Raw genomic sequence first — 20,070 nt, forward strand, 5'->3', positions numbered from 1 at the left:
CACACGACCCCTGTACAGTCACGCGTGCTTCCATGGCGCGCGCTTCCACGAAGCACGGCGTCGTGCACGGCAACGGCATCGGATGAGCTGCCTGAGTGACAACACGGTCGCCGAGTTCGCGGAGGGTCTGCTCGAGACCAGCGCGGCCGAGCGGGTCGAGCGGCACGTCGCTTCTTGCGTGACCTGCCGGAAGCTCTTGTCCGAGCTGGCCAAGCAGATCTCCGTGCTCGGATTGCCCGGTCACGCGGCGAGCGCCACGGACGAGTTGCGCGCCGGACAGGAGGGCAGGGCGACCCCACGAACCAGGGCCCTGGCTGCCGGGGCGGCGCCGACCGGGGAGCTCGCGCGGGGCGCGATCCTCGGGCGGTACATGATCCTGGAGACGCTGGGGGCCGGGGGAATGGGCGTGGTGTTCGCCGCCTACGACCCCGAGCTCGACCGGAAGGTCGCGCTCAAGATCCTGCGGCAGGAGATCCTGCAGCGAGCCCCGGGCGCCGAGCTCCGGCTCATGCGCGAGGCGCAGGCCATGGCGCGGATCTCCCACCCGAACGTGCTGGCCATCCACGACGTGGGCACGCTCGGGGAGGGGCTGTTCTTCGCCATGGAGTACGTCGACGGCTCCACGCTCGCCGGATGGCTGTCGCAGAAGGAGCGCTCGTGGCGCGAGATCCTCGACCTCTTCGAACAGGCGGGCAGGGGGCTCGCGGCGGCGCACGCCGCGGGGCTGGTGCACCGCGATTTCAAGCCGGAGAACGTCCTCGTCGCCCGGGACGGGCGCGTTCGCGTCGCCGATTTCGGCCTGGCGCGCGCCCTCGCCGCGCCCCCGTCGCCCCCGGAGGACGTGCCAGAGGCACGAGAGGACGGCGAGGGCCTCGCGTCGTTGACCCGTTCGGGCGCCGTCCTGGGGACACCTGCCTACATGGCGCCGGAGCAATTCGAGGGCGTCTCCGTCGACGCGCAGGCCGACCAATTCAGCTTCTGCCTCGCACTCTTCGAGGCGCTCTACGGCGAACGGCCCTTCTCCGTGAACACGCGCGAGACGGTCCTGAGCGAGGCGCCTTCCGGAAGGTTACAACGGCCGAAAGCCGTGCCCGGCGTACCCGCGCGTGTGCTGCGCGCGCTCGAACGGGGCCTCCGGCCCTCGCCGGACGAGCGCTTCCCGTCCATGGCCGCGCTTCTCTCTGCGCTCATGCAAGACGAGCAGCGCACCTTCCGGAACCGCGTGCTCGGCGCGCTCGCCGTGGCGGCGATCGGAGGCGTGGGGGTCTTCGGCGCGCTGCGCGCCGCCCAGCCGAACGCGCCGCTCTGCAGCGGGGCGCCGGAGAAGTTCGCCGGCGTATGGGGAGAGCCGCAAAAACAAGCGATCCGCGAGCGATTCCTCGCGACGGAGCTCCCGTACGCGAAGGACGCGTGGCTCGGCATCGAGCAGGCGCTCGATGCCTACGGGCGAGGGTGGTCGACGATGCACACCGAGGCGTGCGAGGCGACGCGTCTGCGCGGCGATCAGTCCGACGAGGTGCTCTCGCTGCGCATGCTTTGCCTCGATCGGCGACTCGAAGAGGTGCGCGCGCTTGCGGGCGTGCTCGAGACGAGCGGCAAGGACCAGGTGGCGAAGGCCCCCGAGGCCGCCAAATCGCTCGGCGACGTCTCGGTGTGCGCCGACGTCGAGGGGCTCCGGTCTCCGGTGCGCCTGCCCGAGCGCCAGGCGGCGGCGGACGAGGCCCGAGAGATTCGCGCGCAGGTCGCTCGGGCCTCGGCCCTGTCCGCCGTCGGCAGATACCAGGAGGGCCTCTCCATCGCCGAGGCGACGGTCACACGCGCGCAGACCCTCGCGCACGCGCCGACCGAGGCCGAGGCGCTCACGACGCTGGCCGATCTGCAGAGCGCCGCCGGTGAGCCCAAGGCGGCCGAGGCGTCGCTCCGGCGCGCGTTCTCCGCGGCCCAGGCGGGACACGACGACCGTGCGGCGGCGCAGGCGGCCATCCAGCTCGTGGACGTCGTGGGCGCGCAGCTCCGCCGCTTCGACGAAGGCCTTCACTGGGCCTGGCTCGCCGAGGCGGTGCTCCGCAGGGGCAAAGAGGACGAGGGCCTCCTGGCCCAGCTCCACGAAAACCGGGGGGATGTCCATCTGACGCAGGCCGATCACGCCCGCGCCGGGGAGCAATACACGCGCTCGCTCGAACTGTGGCAACGCGTGGTCGGGCCGCAGCACCTGCGGGTGGCCACGGAGCAGTACAACCTGGGTCAGGTGGCGATATGGCGGGGCGACATGGCCGAGGCCATGGAGCAGACCCGCCGCGCGAGCGAGCAACTCGAGGCCATCCTCGGCCCGCATCACCCGAAGGTCGCGTTCGTCTTGTCCGGGCTTGCGACGGCGCATTTCAACGAGGGGCATCACGTCGAGGCGCTCGCGGTCTACAAAAAGTCGCTCGCGATCCAGCGAGCGGCGCTCGGCCCCGAGCACGTCCACGTCGCGCGCACGCTGCTCGGCATGGGCCACGCGCTCTCGGCGCTGCACGAGAATACCCAGGCGCTCGCCGCCTACCAGGAGGCGCTTTTGATCTTCGAGAAAGACCAAAGCACGCTCCCCCTTTCCGCGGAGGTGCTCCTGGGAATCTCCTGCACGCAAGTGGACGCGGGCCGCCTGGAGGAGGCGCTCGCCGCGAGCGAGAGGGCGCTTTTGGCCTTCGAGCAGGTCTTCGGGCCCGAGCACGACCAGGTGGCCGCGGCCCTCAACAACATGGGCGATGTCCTCTTGGAGCTCGGGAGGTCGGAGGAGGCCGGCGCGCGTTTCACCCGCGCGCAGAAGATGTGGGAGAAGGTCAACGGCCCCGAGGATTTCCAGATCGGCATCGCGCTCACGGGGCGGGGCACGGTGGAGCGGCGGATGGGACGCGCTGTGCAGGCGGTATCCCTGCTCGAACAGGCGGTGGAGAACCTCGAGAAATTCGACGGCAATCCTGTGTTTCTCGCCCTCGCGCGCTTCGAGCTCGCCCAGGCGCTCTGGGACGGCGAAAAGGCGCGCGACCGCGCCAAGCAGCTCGCGACCCAGGCCGAGCAGGCGCTCGCGAGCATGAATGAGGCTGAGGCGAAGGAGCTTGTGCGGGTCCGGGGGTGGCTTTCACGCGTGGCAGGCACCCACAGGACCGGGGAGCGCTGAAGGAGCATTGAGCATGTCCGCAACCACGGGTTCGGCAGCTCGGACAGCTTCCATCGAGCCTATTTCGTCCCGCACGGTGCTGCCTATACTTTGGAGGTGACTCCAAAGCGGGTGAGCGCGAGCCAGCTCGAGGTCGAGCCCCCGTATCCGCCGCTCACGTTGCTCGAACGCGTCCCTGGCCCGACGATCGGGGCTGGTTCGCTGTTCCAGGGTCGTTACGAGATCGTATCCAAGCTGGGCAAGGGAGGGTTCGGCACCGTCTACAAGGCGCGCCAGGTCGCGACCAGCCAGCTCGTCGCGGTCAAGGTCATGCACGCCGGCATGGCAGACGACCACGACCGGCGTGTCGCACGCTTCCAGCGCGAGATACGGCTTTGCGCCCGGCTGCACCATCCCAACATCGTCCGGCTCATCGACTCCGGCCGTACGGCGAAGGGGCTGCTCTACACCGTCTTCGAATTCGTGCCGGGTGAGAACCTCGCGGACCTCCTCGCCAGGGAGGGCCCTCTCGATCCACGCGAGGCCAGGCACCTCATGCTCCAGGTCCTGGATGCGCTCAGTTGCGCCCATGCACAAGGGGTCGTTCATCGGGACATCAAGCCAGCGAACATCATGGTGGTCCCGACCGGGGCGCGACGAAATGCCATGGTGCTCGACTTCGGCATCGGCGCGCTCGTCGACGCAATGGCGGGGCCTTGCCCGAGCAGGACGGCCACCCCCCAGGAAGTCCTGTGCACGCCCGAATATGCGGCTCCAGAGCAAATCGAGGCGACGCGGCCGACACCTCGCTCCGACCTCTACGCCTGGGGGCTTGTCTTCCTGGAGAGTCTCACGGGCAAGCCGGTCATCACCGGCGGCTCCTTGCAAGAGGTCCTCTTCAAGCAGATGAGCAGCACACCTCCCCCCATTCCCAGGCCGCTTTGGGGCCACCCCCTCGGCGAGCTCCTCCAACAGGCGACCGTGAAGGACGTCCGCAAGCGCAATGTCGACGCCGAGGGGCTCTTCTGGAAGCTCCAGGCCTGCGACGTCCACGCGCTGCGGCGGGAGTCCTTCCTCGCGTCCGCCGCCGGGCACGCGCAGCAGCCGGCGACGACCTTACCCCTGCGGCCCCGGTCCCAGGGTCACGGCCTTGCGCTTGTCCCGTCGAGGCACTCCCCCAAAGCCGAGCGGCGGCAGCTCACGGCCCTCTGTTATGGCCTGACGGCGCTCGGCCCAGGCCCCGCGTCCATCGATATCGAGGAGGTCGAAGAGCTCATCAGCCGGGAGCAGGTACGATGCGCCGACCTCGTGCGCCACCACCATGGGCGCTTCGCCGGTGCGCTCGGCGAGGAGGTGTTGAGCTACTTCGGCTGCAATGCGGGCCCGGAAGAGGGCGCCCTCGCCGCGGGTCGCGCCGCGCTGGAGCTTCTGGCGAGGGTGCGCAGCCAGAGCCACCGGCTCGAGGCCGAGCGAGGGATCCGCCTCGAGATTCGGATCGGCCTGCATACCGGCCTCGTGGGGAACCGCGACATGCGCGGCCCGGCGTACGCGCTCGGGACCACGCCCGGGATCGCCGCGCGCCTGAGCGCGCTCGCGGCCGCCGACACCATCGTCCTCAGCAGCACGACCTCTCGGCTCCTGGAAGCCCATTTCGCGCTCGTACGCGGCGGAGCGTTGCCCGTCGAGGGGCTCGACCGCCCCGTCGAGGTCTTCCTCTTGCGAGGCGAGCAGACAGGCTGTTAGACCTATCTACCATCGCGACAACCTGCGAAAAACCAGACGGTTCCGCGGAGCCGCCTCGGCTTCCATCGTCGAAAACGGCGGCCGGCCGTCCGGAACAGGGCCCCCCATTCTCGGCGTGAGGGGTGCGCCCCGGCCTCGCGGGGGCCACGATTTCTGTTAAGCTCCCGCAGTTCCGATTTCGCTCGCGGGGCGCCTCCGCGCGTCCCAGGCCGCTTTCTTTGGTCAGCCATCTGCGATGGATGTGCGACATGAACAGAGTGTTGCGATTCGCACCGCACGTACGCCCAGCGCTCCTGGGCCCGGATTGCCTCGCGCTCCTCGGGGAGCATGACGAAACGATCCTCCAGGGACGCCTTTACGCGCTGGTCGCGCCCCTCGTGGACGGCATACGCACGAATGCGGAGATCATCGCGGCCCTCCGGGGAAAGGCCACCGCGCCCGAGGTGTATTACACGATCACGCTGCTGGAGCGGAGCGGTCACCTCGCCCCGGCCTCGCTCGCTCCTCCCGCCGAGGAGGCCTTCTGGCGTTCGCTCGGGGTCACGGGGGACGCCGCGGCGGGGCGCCACGCGGGAATGCCCGTGACGGTCGAGGCGCTCGCGGGATTGGATTCGGCATTCTTCTGTGAATCGCTCCGGGCGGCCGGGGTGAGGGTCGAGCCCGGGGCAGGGCTGCGGATCGTCCTCGTCGGGGATTACCTCGCGCCCGAGCTCGGGGAGATGCATCGGCAGGCCCTCGCGGAAGGCTTTTGCTGGATGCCCGTGAAGCCGTCCGGGGCAGCACCCTGGATGGGGCCCATGTTCCACCCAGGTGGTCCCTGCTGGGATTGTCTTGCCTTCCGGATCCGCGCGCATCGCCCGGTCCAGACCTTCCTGCAGCGGAACGCCACACGGGAGCAATCGTCCCTTCCGCGACCCGCAAGCTCCGCCGGGCTGGCCGTGGCCCACGGCCTCGCAGCGCTCGTGATCGCGAGGTGGATCGCAGGCGGCGCGTGGGCTGAAATCGAACATCACGTCCTCGTCCTCGATTTCGAGCGCCTCGCGCTCGAAAAACACACCGTGCAGCGGCGCCCGCAATGCCCGACCTGCGGAGACCCGGGGCTCGTGAAGCGGCGCGCCGCGCAGCCGCCGATACTCGAGCGCCGCGCGCGCCTGGCCGCCCAGGAGGGGGGCAGCCGCGTGATCTCCCCGGAGGAGACCTTCGCGCAGTATCGGCACTTGATCAGCCCCGTGACCGGTGTCCTTTCGAGCGTTGAGCCCGTCGCCGGGCGTGATGGCCCGCCGTGGTTCGTCCAAGGTGCGCGTTATCCCATGGTGCCGGCGGCCGACGCGCGGAATCGGACGGACTTTCATGCCATGGCCGGCGGCAAGGGCCGCAGCGCCGCGCAGGCACGGACGAGCGCGCTTTGCGAGGGAATCGAGCGGGTGAGCGCCCTTTACCAGGGGGACGAGCCCACGCTCCGTGCCCGCCTGGCCGAGCTGGGTGACGAGGGCGTCCACCCGCACGCTCTCCAATGCTTCAGCGAATCCCAGTACCGGACGCGCGACGCCTGGAACACCTCCGCGCGAAGCCACAAATGGCATGTGCCGCTGCCCTTCGACGAGCGGCGCGTGATCGACTGGACACCCGTCTGGTCCCTCGCGACGCAGCAGCGGCGATACCTGCCGACGGCGTATTGTTATGCACAAGTCCCGGTCGCTCCCGAGGAGCGATTCTGCGTGTACAGCGCCAATGGCCACGCCTCCGGCAATTGCCTCGAGGAAGCCATCCTGCACGGCTTCTTCGAGCTCATCGAGCGCGATGCCGTGGCCCTTTGGTGGTACAACCGGCTGCGCCGACCCGGGGTCGATCTGGCGAGCTTCGACGACCCCTATTTCGACGAACTCGAAACCACGTATCGTTCGCTGGGCCTGTCGCTCCGGCTCCTCGACATCACGAGCGACCTCGGGATTCCGGTCCTCGTCGCGCTGGCGCCGGGGAGGGAAGAAGGGCAGCTTCATGCCGGCTTCGGCTGTCACCTCGACGTCCACGTGGCCGCGCAGCGCGCCCTCACCGAGCTGAACCAGGCGTACGACCCCGCGGGCCATTTCCCCCCGCTCCTCGACGTACGAACGCTCGAAGACCGGAGCTTTTTGACCCCCGCCGAGCACACGCTCCCCCGGACCTGTTCCCGGGCCCCGCGCCTCCGCGAGGGGAACGACCTCGCCGAGGACGTCCGCGCATGCGTGAATCTCGCGACCCGCGCCAACCTCGACATGCTCGTGCTCGACCAAACCCGGCCCGACATCGGCCTTTGCGTCGCCAAGGTGACGGTACCCGGGCTTCGACATTTCTGGCCTCGTTTTGCGCCCGGTCGCCTCTATGACGTGCCGGTACGCATGGGATGGCGGAATCGCGCGCTCGACGAGGCGGAGCTCAATCCCGTGCCTTTCTTGACTTGAGGAGGGAGCATGCTGATCGACGCAGATCGTCACGTCATCGAGCCGATGGACATGTGGAAGAGGTACCTGGAGGAGCCCTTCCGCGCGCACGCACCGTATTACGAGGACGTCGGCCGCAGCGGGCGGACGCCCAGGCTGATGCTGCAGGGGGAGCCCGTCCATCACAAGTTCTCCGAACGCGCCGTGCGCGAACTCTCCGTCGTCGGATCCCGGCGAGCTGACGAGTTATGGGCGGGGAGGGACCCCGCCGCGCAGATCCGGTCGATGGATCGAGCCCACGTCGACATGGCCCTCTTTTTCCCGACGACCACGCTTTTCCTGCTGGGAATCGACACGATCGATCCCGCCTTGGCCGGGGCCTTCACCCGCGCATACAACCGCTGGCTGCACGATTTCTGCGCGCACGATCCGGCGCGGCTCCGAGGCGTCGGGGTGGTGAACGTCCACGACCCGGCCGCCATGGTCGACGATCTCGCGTGCATCGCGGCGTGGGGGTGGACGGCGGTGGTGCTCCGGCCGAACCCGGCGAAGGGGCGGCTCTTGAGTGATCCCGCCTATGAGCCTTTCTGGGCTGCGTGTGAACGGCTCGACGTGGCGGTCGCTCTCCATGAAGGCGCGCACGCGCGGGTCCCGACCGCGGGGGCGGATCGATTCGAGTCGCGCTTCGCCCTGCACGCCTGCTCGCATCCCATGGAGCAAATGATGGCGTTTCTCACGCTGGTCGAGGGGGGCGTGCTGGAGCGACACCCCGGTCTGCGCGTCGCGTTCCTCGAAGCCGGCTGCGGGTGGCTGCCGTACTGGTTGTGGAGGCTCGACGAGATTGAATACCGCAACCTTTCGGGCGAGGTCGCGGAGAACGTCCGCAGGAAACCTTCCGAGTATTTTCGGCGGCAATGTTTCGTGGCCATCGAGCCCGACGAACCGTACCTTCCGGAGCTGATACAATTTCTTGGAGAGGACAACCTGATCTTCGGGACGGACTTTCCCCACCTCGATCACGACAGCGACATCACCGAGAAGCTCGTTCCCTTGGGGCAAAGGCTACCCGCGGGCGTGCTTCAGAAGATTCTGTGGGACAATCCGGCCCGTCTCTACGGGCTGGAGGGAGGTTAGCAACCCTCCGCCGGTCGTGGCTCCCGGACGAGAGCGGGTTTCGCCGGGAGCGTCACCGTCAGCTTGTAGGGTGCAGGATGCCCGGGTTGGCTCTCCACAATCTCGAGATGCACTTCAGGCGGAACCTTGTAGTTGAAGTGCGTCTCGAGCGCCTGCGCAGGGTTTGCGAGCAGCTCCTGCTTGAACGTCTCGTCGTTCCACGCCTTGGTGATCACATAGACCCACAGCTCGGAGAAATGATCGATGGGCTCGGCATTCGTGACCGAGTCCCCCTCAGGGACTTCCTTCCCCTGCGTCTCCGACGTGGACGTCGACGAAAGCGCGAGTGCCACCGCCACGAGCGCCCAAAGGTCACCTCTCGTTTTCATGACTCGTTCTCCTTTCCACGGTCTCCAAACGGCGGCGTCCCACGTCGTCCGCTCGTTCGCCTGGGCCGAACATGGGACGACCCCTCCGCCGGTCAAGCGACCGGCGGTTTCGTCTGGAACGCCGCTTCCTTCGGATTCAGCGGCTCTGCGACAAACGACGAAGCTCCGCGAGGAGCACGCGAGCCGCCTTCAGATCCGCGGTCTCAAAGCCCTCCGTGAACCAACCATAGACCCCCTCCAACATCCTCCGCGCCTCGTCGATCTGGCCCTGGGTCCGCAGGATGCGAGAGAGCGCCATCGTGGCGCGCAGCGCCGGCATCCGCGCGCTCTGCCCACAGGCGACGTCCATTGCCTTGCGAAAGTGATGCTCCGCTTCACCCATCGCCCCGGTGCCCTGCGCGAGCAGGTACGTGCCCGATAACCGGTGCAGCTCGGCCACGTAATAAAATTCGCGCAACTCCGCTGCGAGCGCCAGGCCCTGTCGGAGGCGCGCGAGCGCGTCGCCGAACCTGCCCACAGCGGCCTCGGACTCTGCGACCAGTGAGCTCCAATAGGGCATGGCCGTCTGCCCACTGGAGGCTTGGAGCATCGAGAGGCAGCGCGATCCCGCTTCCACGTCGTGTTCGACCCACGCGACCAGGGCGGTGCCGAGGATCCTCCAAGGCGCGAGGCCCATTCGTTCGCCGACCTCGATGATCTCGGTTGCCAGCTCTCGGACATGCTCCGGCTCGCGCCGATACTGCCGAAGGCCGGCAAGGTACACCAACGCGAGGCCGAGGCTATTGGCATGCTCGATCTCACGCGCCCGCGCGAGGGCGGCCATGCCCTGCGCGAGTGCTCGCTCCGGATAACCCAGCAGCCAGAACAGCAGGGAGAGGACCGATTGGGCATGGACCTTGGGATCGGTACCGAGCGTCACGGCATACTGGTGGTGCTCCGCGGGGTCGTACAGCATCAGGGCGCGCTCCAGGCTGACCCGAGCCTCCTCCAATCGGCCAGCAAAAAAGAGGCACTTTCCCAGCGCGATCCATGCGGCTGCCTGCTGCGCTGGCTCTTGGTTGCGCTCCGCGGCGACGAGCAACTGCTGCGCCATCGGCATGGGCTGATTGTCGTTTCCTAGATTATGATGATAAAGAAACTGCGCCCATGACGTGATAAACGCGAGCGGATGGTCCCCCATCAGGTCCAGGATCTCCTGGGAGCGCCGCGCGACCGATGCTGGCTCCGGGGCCGCGTTGCCGCGCGTGGCCATCAGCGCAGGCATCAGGAGCCCATTCAGCTCGAGCTCGACGGTCGAGCGCTCCCGTGCGTCCTCGATGGCGGGGAGCCAGTCGATCGCCTCCGTGGCGAGCTCGATCGCCTCCCGGTTGGCCGACCGCTGCATCGCACCCATCACCGCCTTCTGCGCATATCCGAGGGCCCGCCGTTTCTGATCCGAAGCCGCGAGGTGATAGGCGAAAAGCTCGGGCTGCACCTCGGGGACGTCGGGAAACTTCTCCTCCAGCGCCGCGGCAATCCGCGCGTGCACCTCCCTTCGTGATCGCTTCAGCATCGACTCGTACGCCGCGTCCCGCACCAGCACGTGCTTGAACAAGTACACCGGGTTTTTCAGCCGCCGCTTGCAGTGGACGAGATCCGAGGCCACGAGCTGGTCGAGGTGCTCGCGCAGCTCGTCGGGCTCGATCGGGTCGACCGCGCTGAGGAGATCAAGCGAAAATTCCCGGCCGATCGCCGCGGCCACCTGGGCCGTCTCCTTGGCCTTGCCGAGCCGGTCGAGCCGCGCCATGAGCAGATCCCGCAGCGTGCTCGGAATGCTGAGATCCGAGAGCCGTCCGGCGAGGTGATAACAACCCGCCTGCTCCACGAGCGCGCCGGACTCGATCATCATCCGCACGAGCTCCTCCACGAAGAGCGGCACCCCGTCGGTGCGGTCGGCGATGCAGTCGAGCACCTCCGGCGGCAACGAACGCCCCGCGGTCACCGTCGCGGCCAGTTGCTCCACCTCGGAACGATCGAGGCGCTCGAGCTTCACGTGGTGCACCGCGGCGGGCGACCAGCGCGCCATGAGCTCGGGGCGCGCGCAAAAAAGGGCAAACACGCGGGCCGACGCGAGCTCGCCCGTGAGCTGGGTCAGCAGTTCGAGCGTGCTCGGGTCCGCCCAGTGCACGTCCTCCACCACGAACACGAGCGGCTCCCGCTCGGCCATCTCGAAGAGCAACAAAAGGACGGCGTTGCGCGTCAGCTCCCGCAACCACCGCGGCGAGACGTGGAGCGGCGGCCACCGATCGGGGAGCGGGATCGAAAGAAGCGACGCGAAAACGGGCATGGCCTCGACGAGATCGAATCCATATTTCGTGAGCAGCGCCTCCAGCCCCTCCGCGCGGTCCTCGGCGGCCGCCTCTCGCCCCGACGAGAGGAGCCGCATCAAGGTGTCGATGATCGGGTAAAAGGGGCTGTTCATCGTGTGCGGCGTGCACCGGCACTCGATCCACGTATGCGTCTCGCCGCGGATACACTCCCGCAACTCGCGCACCAGGCGGGACTTTCCGATGCCTGCCTCGCCGCTCAGGACGACGGCCTGCCCCGCGCCGTCGAGCACCCGGCGAAAGCGCTCCAGCAACGTCTCGATCTCCCGCGTGCGCCCGACGAGCGGAGCCGCCCGTTCGCCCTCCGGCGGCCCCTGCTGGAGCAGGTACAGCTCCACGGGGGCCGTGGCGTTGTCGAGCCGCTGCTCGCCGCCCTCATCGAAGGCGAAGTGGCCGCGGAGCAGCCGGTAGGTCTCCCCGCTGACCACGATGGCCCCGGACTGCGCCAGCAAGCTGAGGCGGTACGCGAGCTTCGGCGTCGCCCCGATGATACGCCCGGGGCCCGTGCTCGCCGGCTCGCGCAGCTCGCGCGCGACGACCATGCCCGTGTGCATGCCGACCCGGAGCTCGGCGCGCACCCCGCGCCCAGCCTCGAGCGCCACGCTTTGCCGGCGGATCTCCTCCATCGCGTCGAAGGCCGCCTGCGCCGCTCGCCGGGCGTCGTCGTCCCGCGCGGTGGGGTAACCGAAATAAAAAAGCACCGCCCCCCCGAGCGCCCCCGCGACGTGCCCGCCGCGCGCCCGCGCGATCCGGACGCACGCCTCCTGCTGGGCGCCGAGGATCTGGTCGAGCTCTTCAAGCTCCACGGCGCCGGGCTTCACGCTCACGACCGTGAGCGTGAGGCACACAGCCGTGATCTGCCGCCGCTCCCCTTCGATCAGCCGCGCGCGCCCCTCGACGCTGCCCTCCGGACTGTCGCTGTCGAGGGGCGGGCCCCGGACCGGGGTCGCCGGCCCCGCCGTCCAGACGCTCGGCGCGAGATCGCTGAGATCGAGGCCCTCGAGCTCGCGCAACAGCTTCTCCGCCGTCACGTCACGCGCGGCCGGGTCCTTCTGGGTCACGCGCCGGAGCAAACGCCCGAGCGGGTGGTCCGCGATCCCCGCGGGGATACGAATGGGCTCCGGCGCGAGCTGCGCGGCCATCACCTCGGCCACCGTCGCGCCCTCGACCGCCCGCCTGCCGGTGAGGCATTCCAGGAACACGAGCCCCCACGCATAAAGATCCGATCGTCGGGTCAGGGGCAACCCGCGGAGCTGCTCGGGCGCCGCATAGGCGGGCGTCCCGAGCGACTCGAGGCTCATCGGGATCCGGCTCCCGTCGCCGCGGGCCTCCTCCAGGAGCGCTCCGACGCCGAAATCGAGCACGAGCACGTTTCGCCGCGCGCCGGTGGTGGTCACGAGGAGGTTTTCGGGCTTGAGATCCCGATGCACCACGCCGCTCGCATGCGCGCAGGCGAGGGCGTCGAGGACCTGCAGCATGAAGTGCTGCGCCTCGATCGGGTTCAGGCTGCCCTCTTCGGCGAGCACCTTCGCGAGGACCTTCCCGGGCACGAACTCGAACACCGAGTACACGAGCCCACCGTCGGCTCGCCCCGAATCGAGCAGATGCACGATGTTCGGGTGGTGCATCTGCGCGCAGATGTGCACCTCGCGCAGGAAGCGGGCGATTCTCTTGTCGTGGAGGGGCCCCCTCAGGTCCTCCGGGATCCGGAGCACTTTCACGGCGACCGCCTGGAGGGTGGTCCGTTGCCGTGCCTTGTACACGGTGGCGAACGCGCCCTCCTTCAGCGTCTCGAGGAGCTCGTAGCGCCCGGCGAGCGCCGCGCTGACCGCCGTTGTCCTTCCGCCCATCTCGCCCGCTCCCCCTGGGAACGCCCGTTCGGGTTGTCCCTCTCGCCGAGCATGGGGTGCCCCAAACGAGAATGGGGGCTACGAACCACAGTCCGCGTTGAGGAAGTCGGCGGGAAAGCGGGGGGCGTCGCTCAGCAGCTCACGCGCGGGCCGCGTTCGCGGCCCTTCGAGCGCCCGCCCGATCGACGACGAGCGAACAGCAGCGCCGCGAGCAACGCGCTGAGGCCCGTACCGCTGGCGGTGGGGGCCGCCGACTCGACACGGCAGCCGCAGCTCCCGGACTCGCCGCTCCCGGGCGCCGCGCCGCCTGCGGACGACGCGCCACCACCCGCCATGACGCCGCCTGCGCCACCCGCGCCGCCGTCGCCACCCGCGCCGCCGGACCCGACGAAGTTACCGGTGGACGACGAGCTCGTCGCCGAGGGCACATCCACGGCGCATTGACCGGCCTGGCACGCCTCGCCCGGCGGGCACGTCACGCCATCGCAGAGGTCGACGCAGTTCCCGGCCTTGCAATGGGTCCCGGCCTCGCACGTCACGCCGAGGCACGCGCTCTCCACGCACTGACCGCTGTCCACGTGGCAACTCTCGCCCGTGGCGCACGTCCGGCAGGCGCACCCGGGGATGCAGACGCCGCTCACGCACACCTGGCCCTCCCCGCAGGTCACGCCCGTGCACGGGTCCACGCAGTGATCCCCGCTGCAGACCTGGCCCGCGGGGCACACGACACCGGCGCACGGCGCGCGGCACTCGCCGCTGTGACACACCTCGCCCGCCGGACACACCACGTTCGCGCAGGTCTCCTCGATGCACAGGCTCCCCTTGCACACGAACGACGGCAGGCACGGAAACTCGCCCGACTCGCAGGACGCGACGCAGGTGCCGCCATTGCACACCGTCTCCGGCGGGCACGTCGCGTCATCGTCGATCAGGCCGTCGCAGTCGTTGTCGATGGCGTCGCACGCCTCGCCCTGGCTGCCGGGCTGGAGGACGGACTTGCAGACGAGCGTCCCCTGCGCGTCGCAGTCGGAGATGCCCTTCGCGCACGCCCCTTGCGCGCCGGGCACGTCGCAGGGCTGACCGGCGCCGGGACAGGCGACGCCGGTGAAGCGAAACAGGAAGTCCTCGTAGTCGAGATCGTTGCCGTTGACGCCCGCCGCGCCCGCCGCGTCCATGAAGTCGAGATCCTCGAAGCCGAGGTAGAACGTGTTGGCGAGCATGTTCGACTTGTAGATGAGATCCGAGTACCAGGGCCCCGGGTTCGAGCAGAGCGTGCACGTCACGTTGAACCGGTGCTCGGTGTAGTGATACTGCGTCGCGTTCCCGCTCCCGGTGCCGTTCGGGTTGGGGATCAACACGAAGCCGATGTAGCCCCCCTTGTAGGCCGGGTTCTCGCGGATCGAGACGGCGCTCAGGTTGAGCTGATCGGGAGGGGGCAGGGCGCCCGAGAAGGGGAACAGGATCTGGATGTCGCTGTTTGGCGCCGCCACGTTGAGGTTCGCGCCGAGGTCCACGGGCACGTACTTCGGCGGATTGTTGCTCGGGATGGTGTCGTCGACGTTGTACCAGCCGACGGCGAAATTGGCGCCGCCCCCCTTGGCGATGTACTTGCCGCTGAAGTCGCAGAGCGGCGAGAACACCTGGGGCTCCACGGCGGCGGCCTGCACGACGTCGATCCCTTCGTTGATGTTGTCGTTGTTGGCCGATCCGTTGATGTAACCGCTGAGGGCAGCGCCTCCATTCACGGGGACGACGGTGCCATTCGGCTGCGTGACGAGCGCGAACGCCGCCCCGCTCGCGCAGAGGACCGCAGTCCCAATCAAGGAGGAGACGACAGGGAACATGGGAGAGCTCGAACCGAGCATGGGATCCTTTCCGGCGCGGTCACCCGAGCCAAGGCGAAGAAATGTCTCGTGATGTTACCACGGGAACGGCCTCGGATGGCCCTCCTCCGGCACAAGTCCACGCGCGCCTCGGCGAGCCCCAGACGCCCGCGGCTTCCCCCGCGCTCGCCGTCGTTGAAGTCCAACCGCTCCTCGGCGTGATCGTCGCGCTGGTTGTTCGAAGCGCATGTAGCCCCGACCCAGCTCCACGCGCTCCCTCGTGAACCCCACGCGCCGCCGCGTGACCACCATCACGTGCCCGCGCCAACCCCACGCGCCCCTGGCGCAGGTCCACACGCCTCCCGACCCAGCTCCACGCGCTCCCTCGTGAACCCCACGCGCCGCCGCGTGACACCATCACGTGCCCGCGCCAACCCCACGCGCCCCTGGCGCAGGTCCACGCGCCTCCCGGTCAGGTCCACACGCCTCCCGGTCAGGTCCACGCGCCCCTGGCTCAGGTCCACGCGCCTCCCCCTCGACCCATGCACGCCCATCCACGACCCTTGCGGCGTATCGGGGGAGGGCCTCCCCATCGCCCAGCATCATCGCTCGGCGCGTGTCCCGCTCGCTCATGGTCGAGCGCCGTCGCCTCTCACGCCCGCGACGCGGCCCCCTTTACGCACCCCAACCCACAGCGCAGGTTCCAAGCGGAGGATCGACGATGTTCGACGTTCGCGCGCGTGCCCTCGCCGAGCTCGAGCATCGAATGGCCCTGTTCCCTCGCAATATCGATGGTCTGCTCGCAGCGGCTACGGCCAACGAGGAAGGATTCGGAATCCACGCGACCCAGGTGCGCGTGCTCGAGATTCTCATGAAGGAGCTGGTACAGCGTCAGCGCGCGTTCCTCGACAGGCTGCGGCAAGACGTCCCGGATGCCGACTTCGCCGATGGGATTGACATCCTTCTCTTCGAGGAGATGGCAGGCGCGCACAAAGTCTGGAGTATCTTTTCCCGCGCATTCGCAGCGCGGCGGAACCCAGAGATCGCGCCCCAGCTCGACGCAGCCGACCTCGTCGCGGCCGAGTGTTATCGGCTCTGCATGGGCAAGGCGCGCAACTGGGGCCTGCTCGACGCCGACAGCCTGCGCGAGCCGCCGCTGGTGTGCCTGGAGACGTGCCCCGAGCCCATGGCGATCAGCCGCGAGGAGCTCCTCGGCGTCCTCTGCGACGTGGGCTACCGGTTTCACGACCTGAAACTGCCCATCCCGCTCGTGCTCCTGCCCGCCGATCACATCGAGTGTACCTGGCTCCTGCCCACGTTGTGCCATGAGGTCGGGCACAACGTGGACAATGATCTCGGCCTCTCGGTCGAGCTCCGGCAATCCCTCGCCTGGGATGGAATCGCGCCCGCGAGGCAGGCGGTCTGGCGGCAGTGGACCGGGGAAATCGTCGCCGATGCATTTGGTGTCCTGCTTGGCAACGCAGGCTTCGCGCAGACGATCGCCGCGCTGCTCCTCGCCCTCGGGCCCGGCAAGCGATACCAGGCGCCTGCCCCGACCTCGACACATCCACACCCGCGGGTCCGCGTCCCGCTGATCGGCGCGATGTTGCGCTGGTTCGGCATTCCCGCGCTGGACGCCATTGCGACCCGGATCGAGCGCGACGCCCAGGCGCTGCCCGCGCTGGACGAGCTCACCCCCTTCCTCGACGACGTCTCCGTGGTGGCCGGCGTCCTTCTCGGGACCAAGCTCGCGGCCCTCGGCGGGCACGGAATGGCCGAGCTCTGTCCGCATCTCGCGGCCGACCTGAAGCAGGCGCAAAAGCTCGCCGATTACCTCGAGAGCGGGGAGCTCCGCCCCTCGCCGGACAAGCCGTCCCACTTCCCCTACCGCCTCGTCCCGGTCGCGGCGCAGCTCGCCGTATCGGCGAGGTCGCTGGAACCGGGGCGGCTCGCCGCCATTCAGCAGCGGGCCATGGCGTTCGTCTCCGCCATCCCACGACCGCCGATGCTCGACGGCAAGGCACGGCTCACGGCGGGGCGCGCAGCGTTCTACGCCCGACTCGCGCGGGAGATTCATTTCGGCGGGAGGACTGAATGATTGCAAGAATACACCGACCCGTCTCCGCGTACGACGAGATCGTCCTGCACGTGCCCGCGGAAGTCCCCCCCGGCGGACCGCGGCAGCAGTGCACGTGCACGGGCCCGGACGAGGACGACCGGATCAGCGTCTATACGTTCTGGATCTACGCGAACATCCCACTCCCGGTGCAGCTGGGCGCGGTGGGGACACCCGATCCCAGCCGCAAGCCGCCGCAGCACATCGGCGGACTGTCGCTCGTGGGCCGCGAAGAACTCACGGTCCGATGGAAGGAGTACCCGGACTACGCGGAGTACCTGCAGTCCTTCCGCGAGGACACGAAGGTCCACTTCGACCAGTTGCTCTTCGACTCGCTCTCCGACGGCATCAAGCAATTGCTGCTGTCCCCGGTGAAGGGAGAGCGCCCGCTGCGTATCTGGTGGTCCAACGAGGCGCTCGAGCTCGATGACATCGCCTGGGAGCCCTTCGTGTTCGGACAGAGCCGGGCGAGGCGGCTGTCGGGCGTGCGCGGTCGTCCACGAGGGACCCTACCGCCGCTTCCGCTCTTGCCAGAGCAGCCGCTGCGGCTCGCCATCTTCGATCCGACCAGGCTCGCGCCCAGAGCGCTCCACGAGGCGCTGGACGGGCTCGGGCCGGGGGTGAAACCCATCTGGCTCGAAGAGAAAGAGCCACGCGTGGCGCTCTCCCGGGCGGTGCGCGCGGGCTGCGAGGGGCTCCACATCGTCGCCGACGGCTCGGTGCCCTACGGCGTGGAGGGGCTCCTGGAGTTCCCGGGCGGGGCCACGCTCTCCCCGACCGAGCTCATCTCCCTGCTGCGCGGATCGCGTATCACGCTCCTGTCGCTGAGCGAGCCGGAGGAGCCCCTGCGCTGCTTCGGGGGCCCGCCGACCGTGTTCCGCAGCTTCGCGCGCGTCGCCCGCGAGCTCGACGACGGCCCCACGACCGTCGCCCAGCTCGCGCCCATTCCGCCGTCGGAGCTCAGCCGATTCTGGAGCACCCTTTATCGGCGATTCGCGGAGTCGCTCGACGTGGAGGACGCGTTCATGCACGCGACCCCGTGCCCGCAGCGGGTGCCGGTCGTCCTGTACCTCCGACACCGCTTCGGCCGCCAGTTCGTCCGCCTCGACCGTATGCCCGAAATCGATCTCGTCTCCTCGCCGGACGCCGCGGCACAACTGAACGGTGCGGCCGAGGGGAGCGCCGCCCTCGCGGTCACCGGCAAGCTGCTCAACGCCGTGGTGGCTCTCGAGCAGAGGTATCCCGCCCTCAAACGCGCATTGAACAGCAAACTCCTGCTCACCCACGAGCGCGAGCGCCAGAACACGCTCACATCGTACCTCGAGGCTCTGCTCGCGCGGGAGAAGAGCCCATGAAACAGGTCCCCGAGTTCGTGGTGGACATCGAGCCCGGCCCGGGTACGGGCCTGCGGCTCTGCGTGAGCGCCACCGGCCTCGCGCCCATCGAGGACGAGCTCGAGCGGCCCCCTCCCAGTTTCCCCCCGGCCGAGCTCGACGAGCTGCGGAGCGGCAGCGCCTCGGAAGGGGTCGCCGAGGATCTCGCCGGGCTGGTCAGTAGCTGGCTGCTCCAGAATGACCTGCGAGGCCACCTCGCCACGGCGTTCAACGCCGCCCTCGAGCCGTTCCGCATCGTCTTCCGGTTGCACGCCAAATTGCTCAGCGGGCTCGCCGATGTCCCCTTCGAGCTGCTCAAGTTCGACACGGACCCGCTGGTGCTCCAGCGCCAGGTGCGCGCCATCGTGCACATCATGAAGAGGTCCCGCGCCGCGCAGCCAATGCGCGCGAGTTGTGCGCCCACGATCCTGCTGATCCGCGCGAACCCCGTCGATCTCGGAGGACAGGTGCCGCCCATTTTGCCCCTCCGGGATCGCATCCGCGAGATTGCTGCGGCAGGGCGGGGGCTCGACAATGTGGAGGTCACCGTCCTCAGCAGCGAGGCCGGGGCAGGCGGAGCCGTCACCTACGACGCCTTCCGCCGCGAGCTGCGCAGGAAGTGTTACAGCATCCTCGTCTACCTCGGGCACGGCGATCTGCAAGAGGTGGGGCTCAAAGGCCTCCCCCCGATAGGCGTGCTCCAGTTCGAGGTCGAGGGCAGCACCTTTGCCAACCCGATCCGCGCCGATCAGCTCCGCAGCGAGCTGCAGAACCACCCGGTGCCTGTCGTGGTGCTCGCGGGCTGCCTCACCGCGGCGAGCGACGCGGTCCTGCGTCGACTCCCGCAATGGATGCGCGGCAACCAGAGCGTCGCCGCGGCGCTGGCCTATGGCGACTCCGGCGTGCAATGCGCCATCGGAATGCGGACGAGGCTGGAGACGGCGGACGCGATCTGTTTCCTCAAGGCCTTCTTCCAGAGCCTGCTCGCGGAGGCGCCGGGCGACGTGGAGCGGGCGGTGCGGGCCGGGCGAGAGGATCTGTTCGCGCAGAAGGCTTACCCGCCGAGCTGGTCGGCCCCCGTCATCTACCGGACGTCGAACGAGGAGCCGCTCTTCGACTGGCGGAGCACCCGCGTCTCCGGGCTGTGTGACCCTCTCGATGATTACGAGCAGAAGCTGCGGCAGGAGGGCTGGAAGGCGTTGGTCCGCATCCCGGACTGCGCGCCGCCGAGGAGCCGGGAGTTCCCGAACGCCCTGCTCGCCCGTGTCGAGTCTGCGTTCATCGACCGCTGGAAGGAGCGGGGCGCCGCCGTCCTCTGGCCCGCGCGGATCGACATGCAACCCGACGGGACCGCGCGCGCCCACATCCATCACGAGGGCGCGCTGGAGGTGCGAAGCCTGGAAGGCCAGTTGACCTTCCCGAGCACGCTCACGGTGCGAACGGTCGAGCCCTCTCCGACGCTCAAGGCCGCCGGGTTCCGCGCGTACTTCGCGACGGACCAGCCGGGCACGTTGCGGTTCCTCCTCCGGTGCCCGCGCGGGGCGAAGATCGCGCCTGGGCCCCTGTTCGAGGTCGTCCTCGGCATCCCCACGGCCGCGTCCGCCGTGTACAGCCTGGTCGTCGACAACCTGGAGAGCGATCCGAGAGCGCCCCTGCGGGGCTGGAGCAACGCGGTGGTGGTGCCGCTGCTGGGCGGAGAAGGCGGAATGACCAATGCCGGCCTCTGAGTCGCGCGAAC

General features: G+C 69.0%; 10 protein-coding genes. 7 read left to right on the forward strand and 3 right to left on the reverse strand.

All coding sequences use genetic code 11. From position 1 onward, the window contains the following. Positions 1-82: 82 nt before the first annotated feature. The 4 genes from POL67_RS25900 to POL67_RS25915 all read left to right on the forward strand — a co-directional run bounded on the left by POL67_RS25900 (position 83) and on the right by POL67_RS25915 (position 8,436). Positions 83-3,160 carry a tetratricopeptide repeat protein gene (locus POL67_RS25900; RefSeq protein WP_271921695.1) on the forward strand — a complete coding sequence of 1,026 codons (3,078 nt, stop codon included), beginning with the start codon at positions 83-85 and terminating at the stop codon, positions 3,158-3,160. Positions 3,161-3,256: 96 nt separating this feature from the next. Continuing rightward, positions 3,257-4,882: a protein kinase domain-containing protein gene (locus POL67_RS25905; RefSeq protein WP_271921697.1), complete on the forward strand. Its 1,626-nt coding sequence runs from the start codon at positions 3,257-3,259 to the stop codon at positions 4,880-4,882. 248 nt (positions 4,883-5,130) lie between these two features. Then, positions 5,131-7,323 (forward strand): TOMM precursor leader peptide-binding protein, encoded by a 2,193-nt coding sequence (locus tag POL67_RS25910; protein WP_271921699.1) that lies wholly within the window; start codon positions 5,131-5,133, stop codon positions 7,321-7,323. A gap of 9 nt (positions 7,324-7,332) precedes the next feature. Further along, positions 7,333-8,436 carry an amidohydrolase family protein gene (locus tag POL67_RS25915; RefSeq protein WP_271921701.1) on the forward strand — a complete coding sequence of 368 codons (1,104 nt, stop codon included), beginning with the start codon at positions 7,333-7,335 and terminating at the stop codon, positions 8,434-8,436. Here the strand turns inward: POL67_RS25915 and POL67_RS25920 are convergent. The 3 genes from POL67_RS25920 to POL67_RS25930 form a co-directional block, all read right to left on the reverse strand. Then, positions 8,433-8,804 (reverse strand): BMA_0021/BMA_0022 family TOMM bacteriocin, encoded by a 372-nt coding sequence (locus POL67_RS25920; protein ID WP_271921703.1) that lies wholly within the window; start codon positions 8,802-8,804, stop codon positions 8,433-8,435. The genes POL67_RS25915 and POL67_RS25920 overlap by 4 nt on opposite strands. A gap of 136 nt (positions 8,805-8,940) precedes the next feature. After that, positions 8,941-13,020: a TOMM system kinase/cyclase fusion protein gene (locus tag POL67_RS25925; RefSeq protein ID WP_271921705.1), complete on the reverse strand. Its 4,080-nt coding sequence runs from the start codon at positions 13,018-13,020 to the stop codon at positions 8,941-8,943. Positions 13,021-13,151: 131 nt separating this feature from the next. Further along, entirely contained in the window at positions 13,152-14,864 is a 1,713-nt protein-coding gene (locus POL67_RS25930) for an MYXO-CTERM sorting domain-containing protein (protein WP_271921707.1), read from the reverse strand. Between the two features lie 700 nt (positions 14,865-15,564). Here POL67_RS25930 and POL67_RS25935 point away from each other — a divergent pair. The 3 genes from POL67_RS25935 to POL67_RS25945 are packed head-to-tail and all read left to right on the forward strand — an operon-like array spanning position 15,565 to position 20,059. Then, positions 15,565-16,941: a hypothetical protein gene (locus POL67_RS25935; RefSeq protein ID WP_271921709.1), complete on the forward strand. Its 1,377-nt coding sequence runs from the start codon at positions 15,565-15,567 to the stop codon at positions 16,939-16,941. Beyond that, positions 16,938-18,314, forward strand: coding sequence for a hypothetical protein (locus tag POL67_RS25940; protein ID WP_271921710.1), 1,377 nt, complete (start codon positions 16,938-16,940; stop codon positions 18,312-18,314). Before POL67_RS25935 ends, POL67_RS25940 begins: the two co-directional genes overlap by 4 nt. Beyond that, positions 18,311-20,059 carry a CHAT domain-containing protein gene (locus POL67_RS25945; RefSeq protein ID WP_271921712.1) on the forward strand — a complete coding sequence of 583 codons (1,749 nt, stop codon included), beginning with the start codon at positions 18,311-18,313 and terminating at the stop codon, positions 20,057-20,059. The genes POL67_RS25940 and POL67_RS25945 overlap by 4 nt, the downstream gene beginning before the upstream one ends. Positions 20,060-20,070: the final 11 nt, after the last annotated feature.

The sequence above is a fragment of the Polyangium mundeleinium genome (assembly GCF_028369105.1).
Classification (GTDB): Bacteria; Myxococcota_A; Polyangia; order Polyangiales; family Polyangiaceae; genus Polyangium; species Polyangium mundeleinium.

Bases quoted from the DNA above. Each gene is read 5' to 3' on its own strand.
- POL67_RS25930 (WP_271921707.1), bottom strand. From the start codon at position 14,864: ATGTTCCCTGTCGTCTCCTCCTTGATTGGGACTGCGGTCCTCTGCGCG.
- POL67_RS25935 (WP_271921709.1), top strand. From the start codon at position 15,565: ATGTTCGACGTTCGCGCGCGTGCCCTCGCCGAGCTCGAGCATCGAATG.
- POL67_RS25900 (WP_271921695.1), top strand. From the start codon at position 83: ATGAGCTGCCTGAGTGACAACACGGTCGCCGAGTTCGCGGAGGGTCTG.
- POL67_RS25945 (WP_271921712.1), top strand. From the start codon at position 18,311: ATGAAACAGGTCCCCGAGTTCGTGGTGGACATCGAGCCCGGCCCGGGT.
- POL67_RS25940 (WP_271921710.1), top strand. From the start codon at position 16,938: ATGATTGCAAGAATACACCGACCCGTCTCCGCGTACGACGAGATCGTC.
- POL67_RS25915 (WP_271921701.1), top strand. From the start codon at position 7,333: ATGCTGATCGACGCAGATCGTCACGTCATCGAGCCGATGGACATGTGG.
- POL67_RS25920 (WP_271921703.1), bottom strand. From the start codon at position 8,804: ATGAAAACGAGAGGTGACCTTTGGGCGCTCGTGGCGGTGGCACTCGCG.
- POL67_RS25925 (WP_271921705.1), bottom strand. From the start codon at position 13,020: ATGGGCGGAAGGACAACGGCGGTCAGCGCGGCGCTCGCCGGGCGCTAC.
- POL67_RS25910 (WP_271921699.1), top strand. From the start codon at position 5,131: ATGAACAGAGTGTTGCGATTCGCACCGCACGTACGCCCAGCGCTCCTG.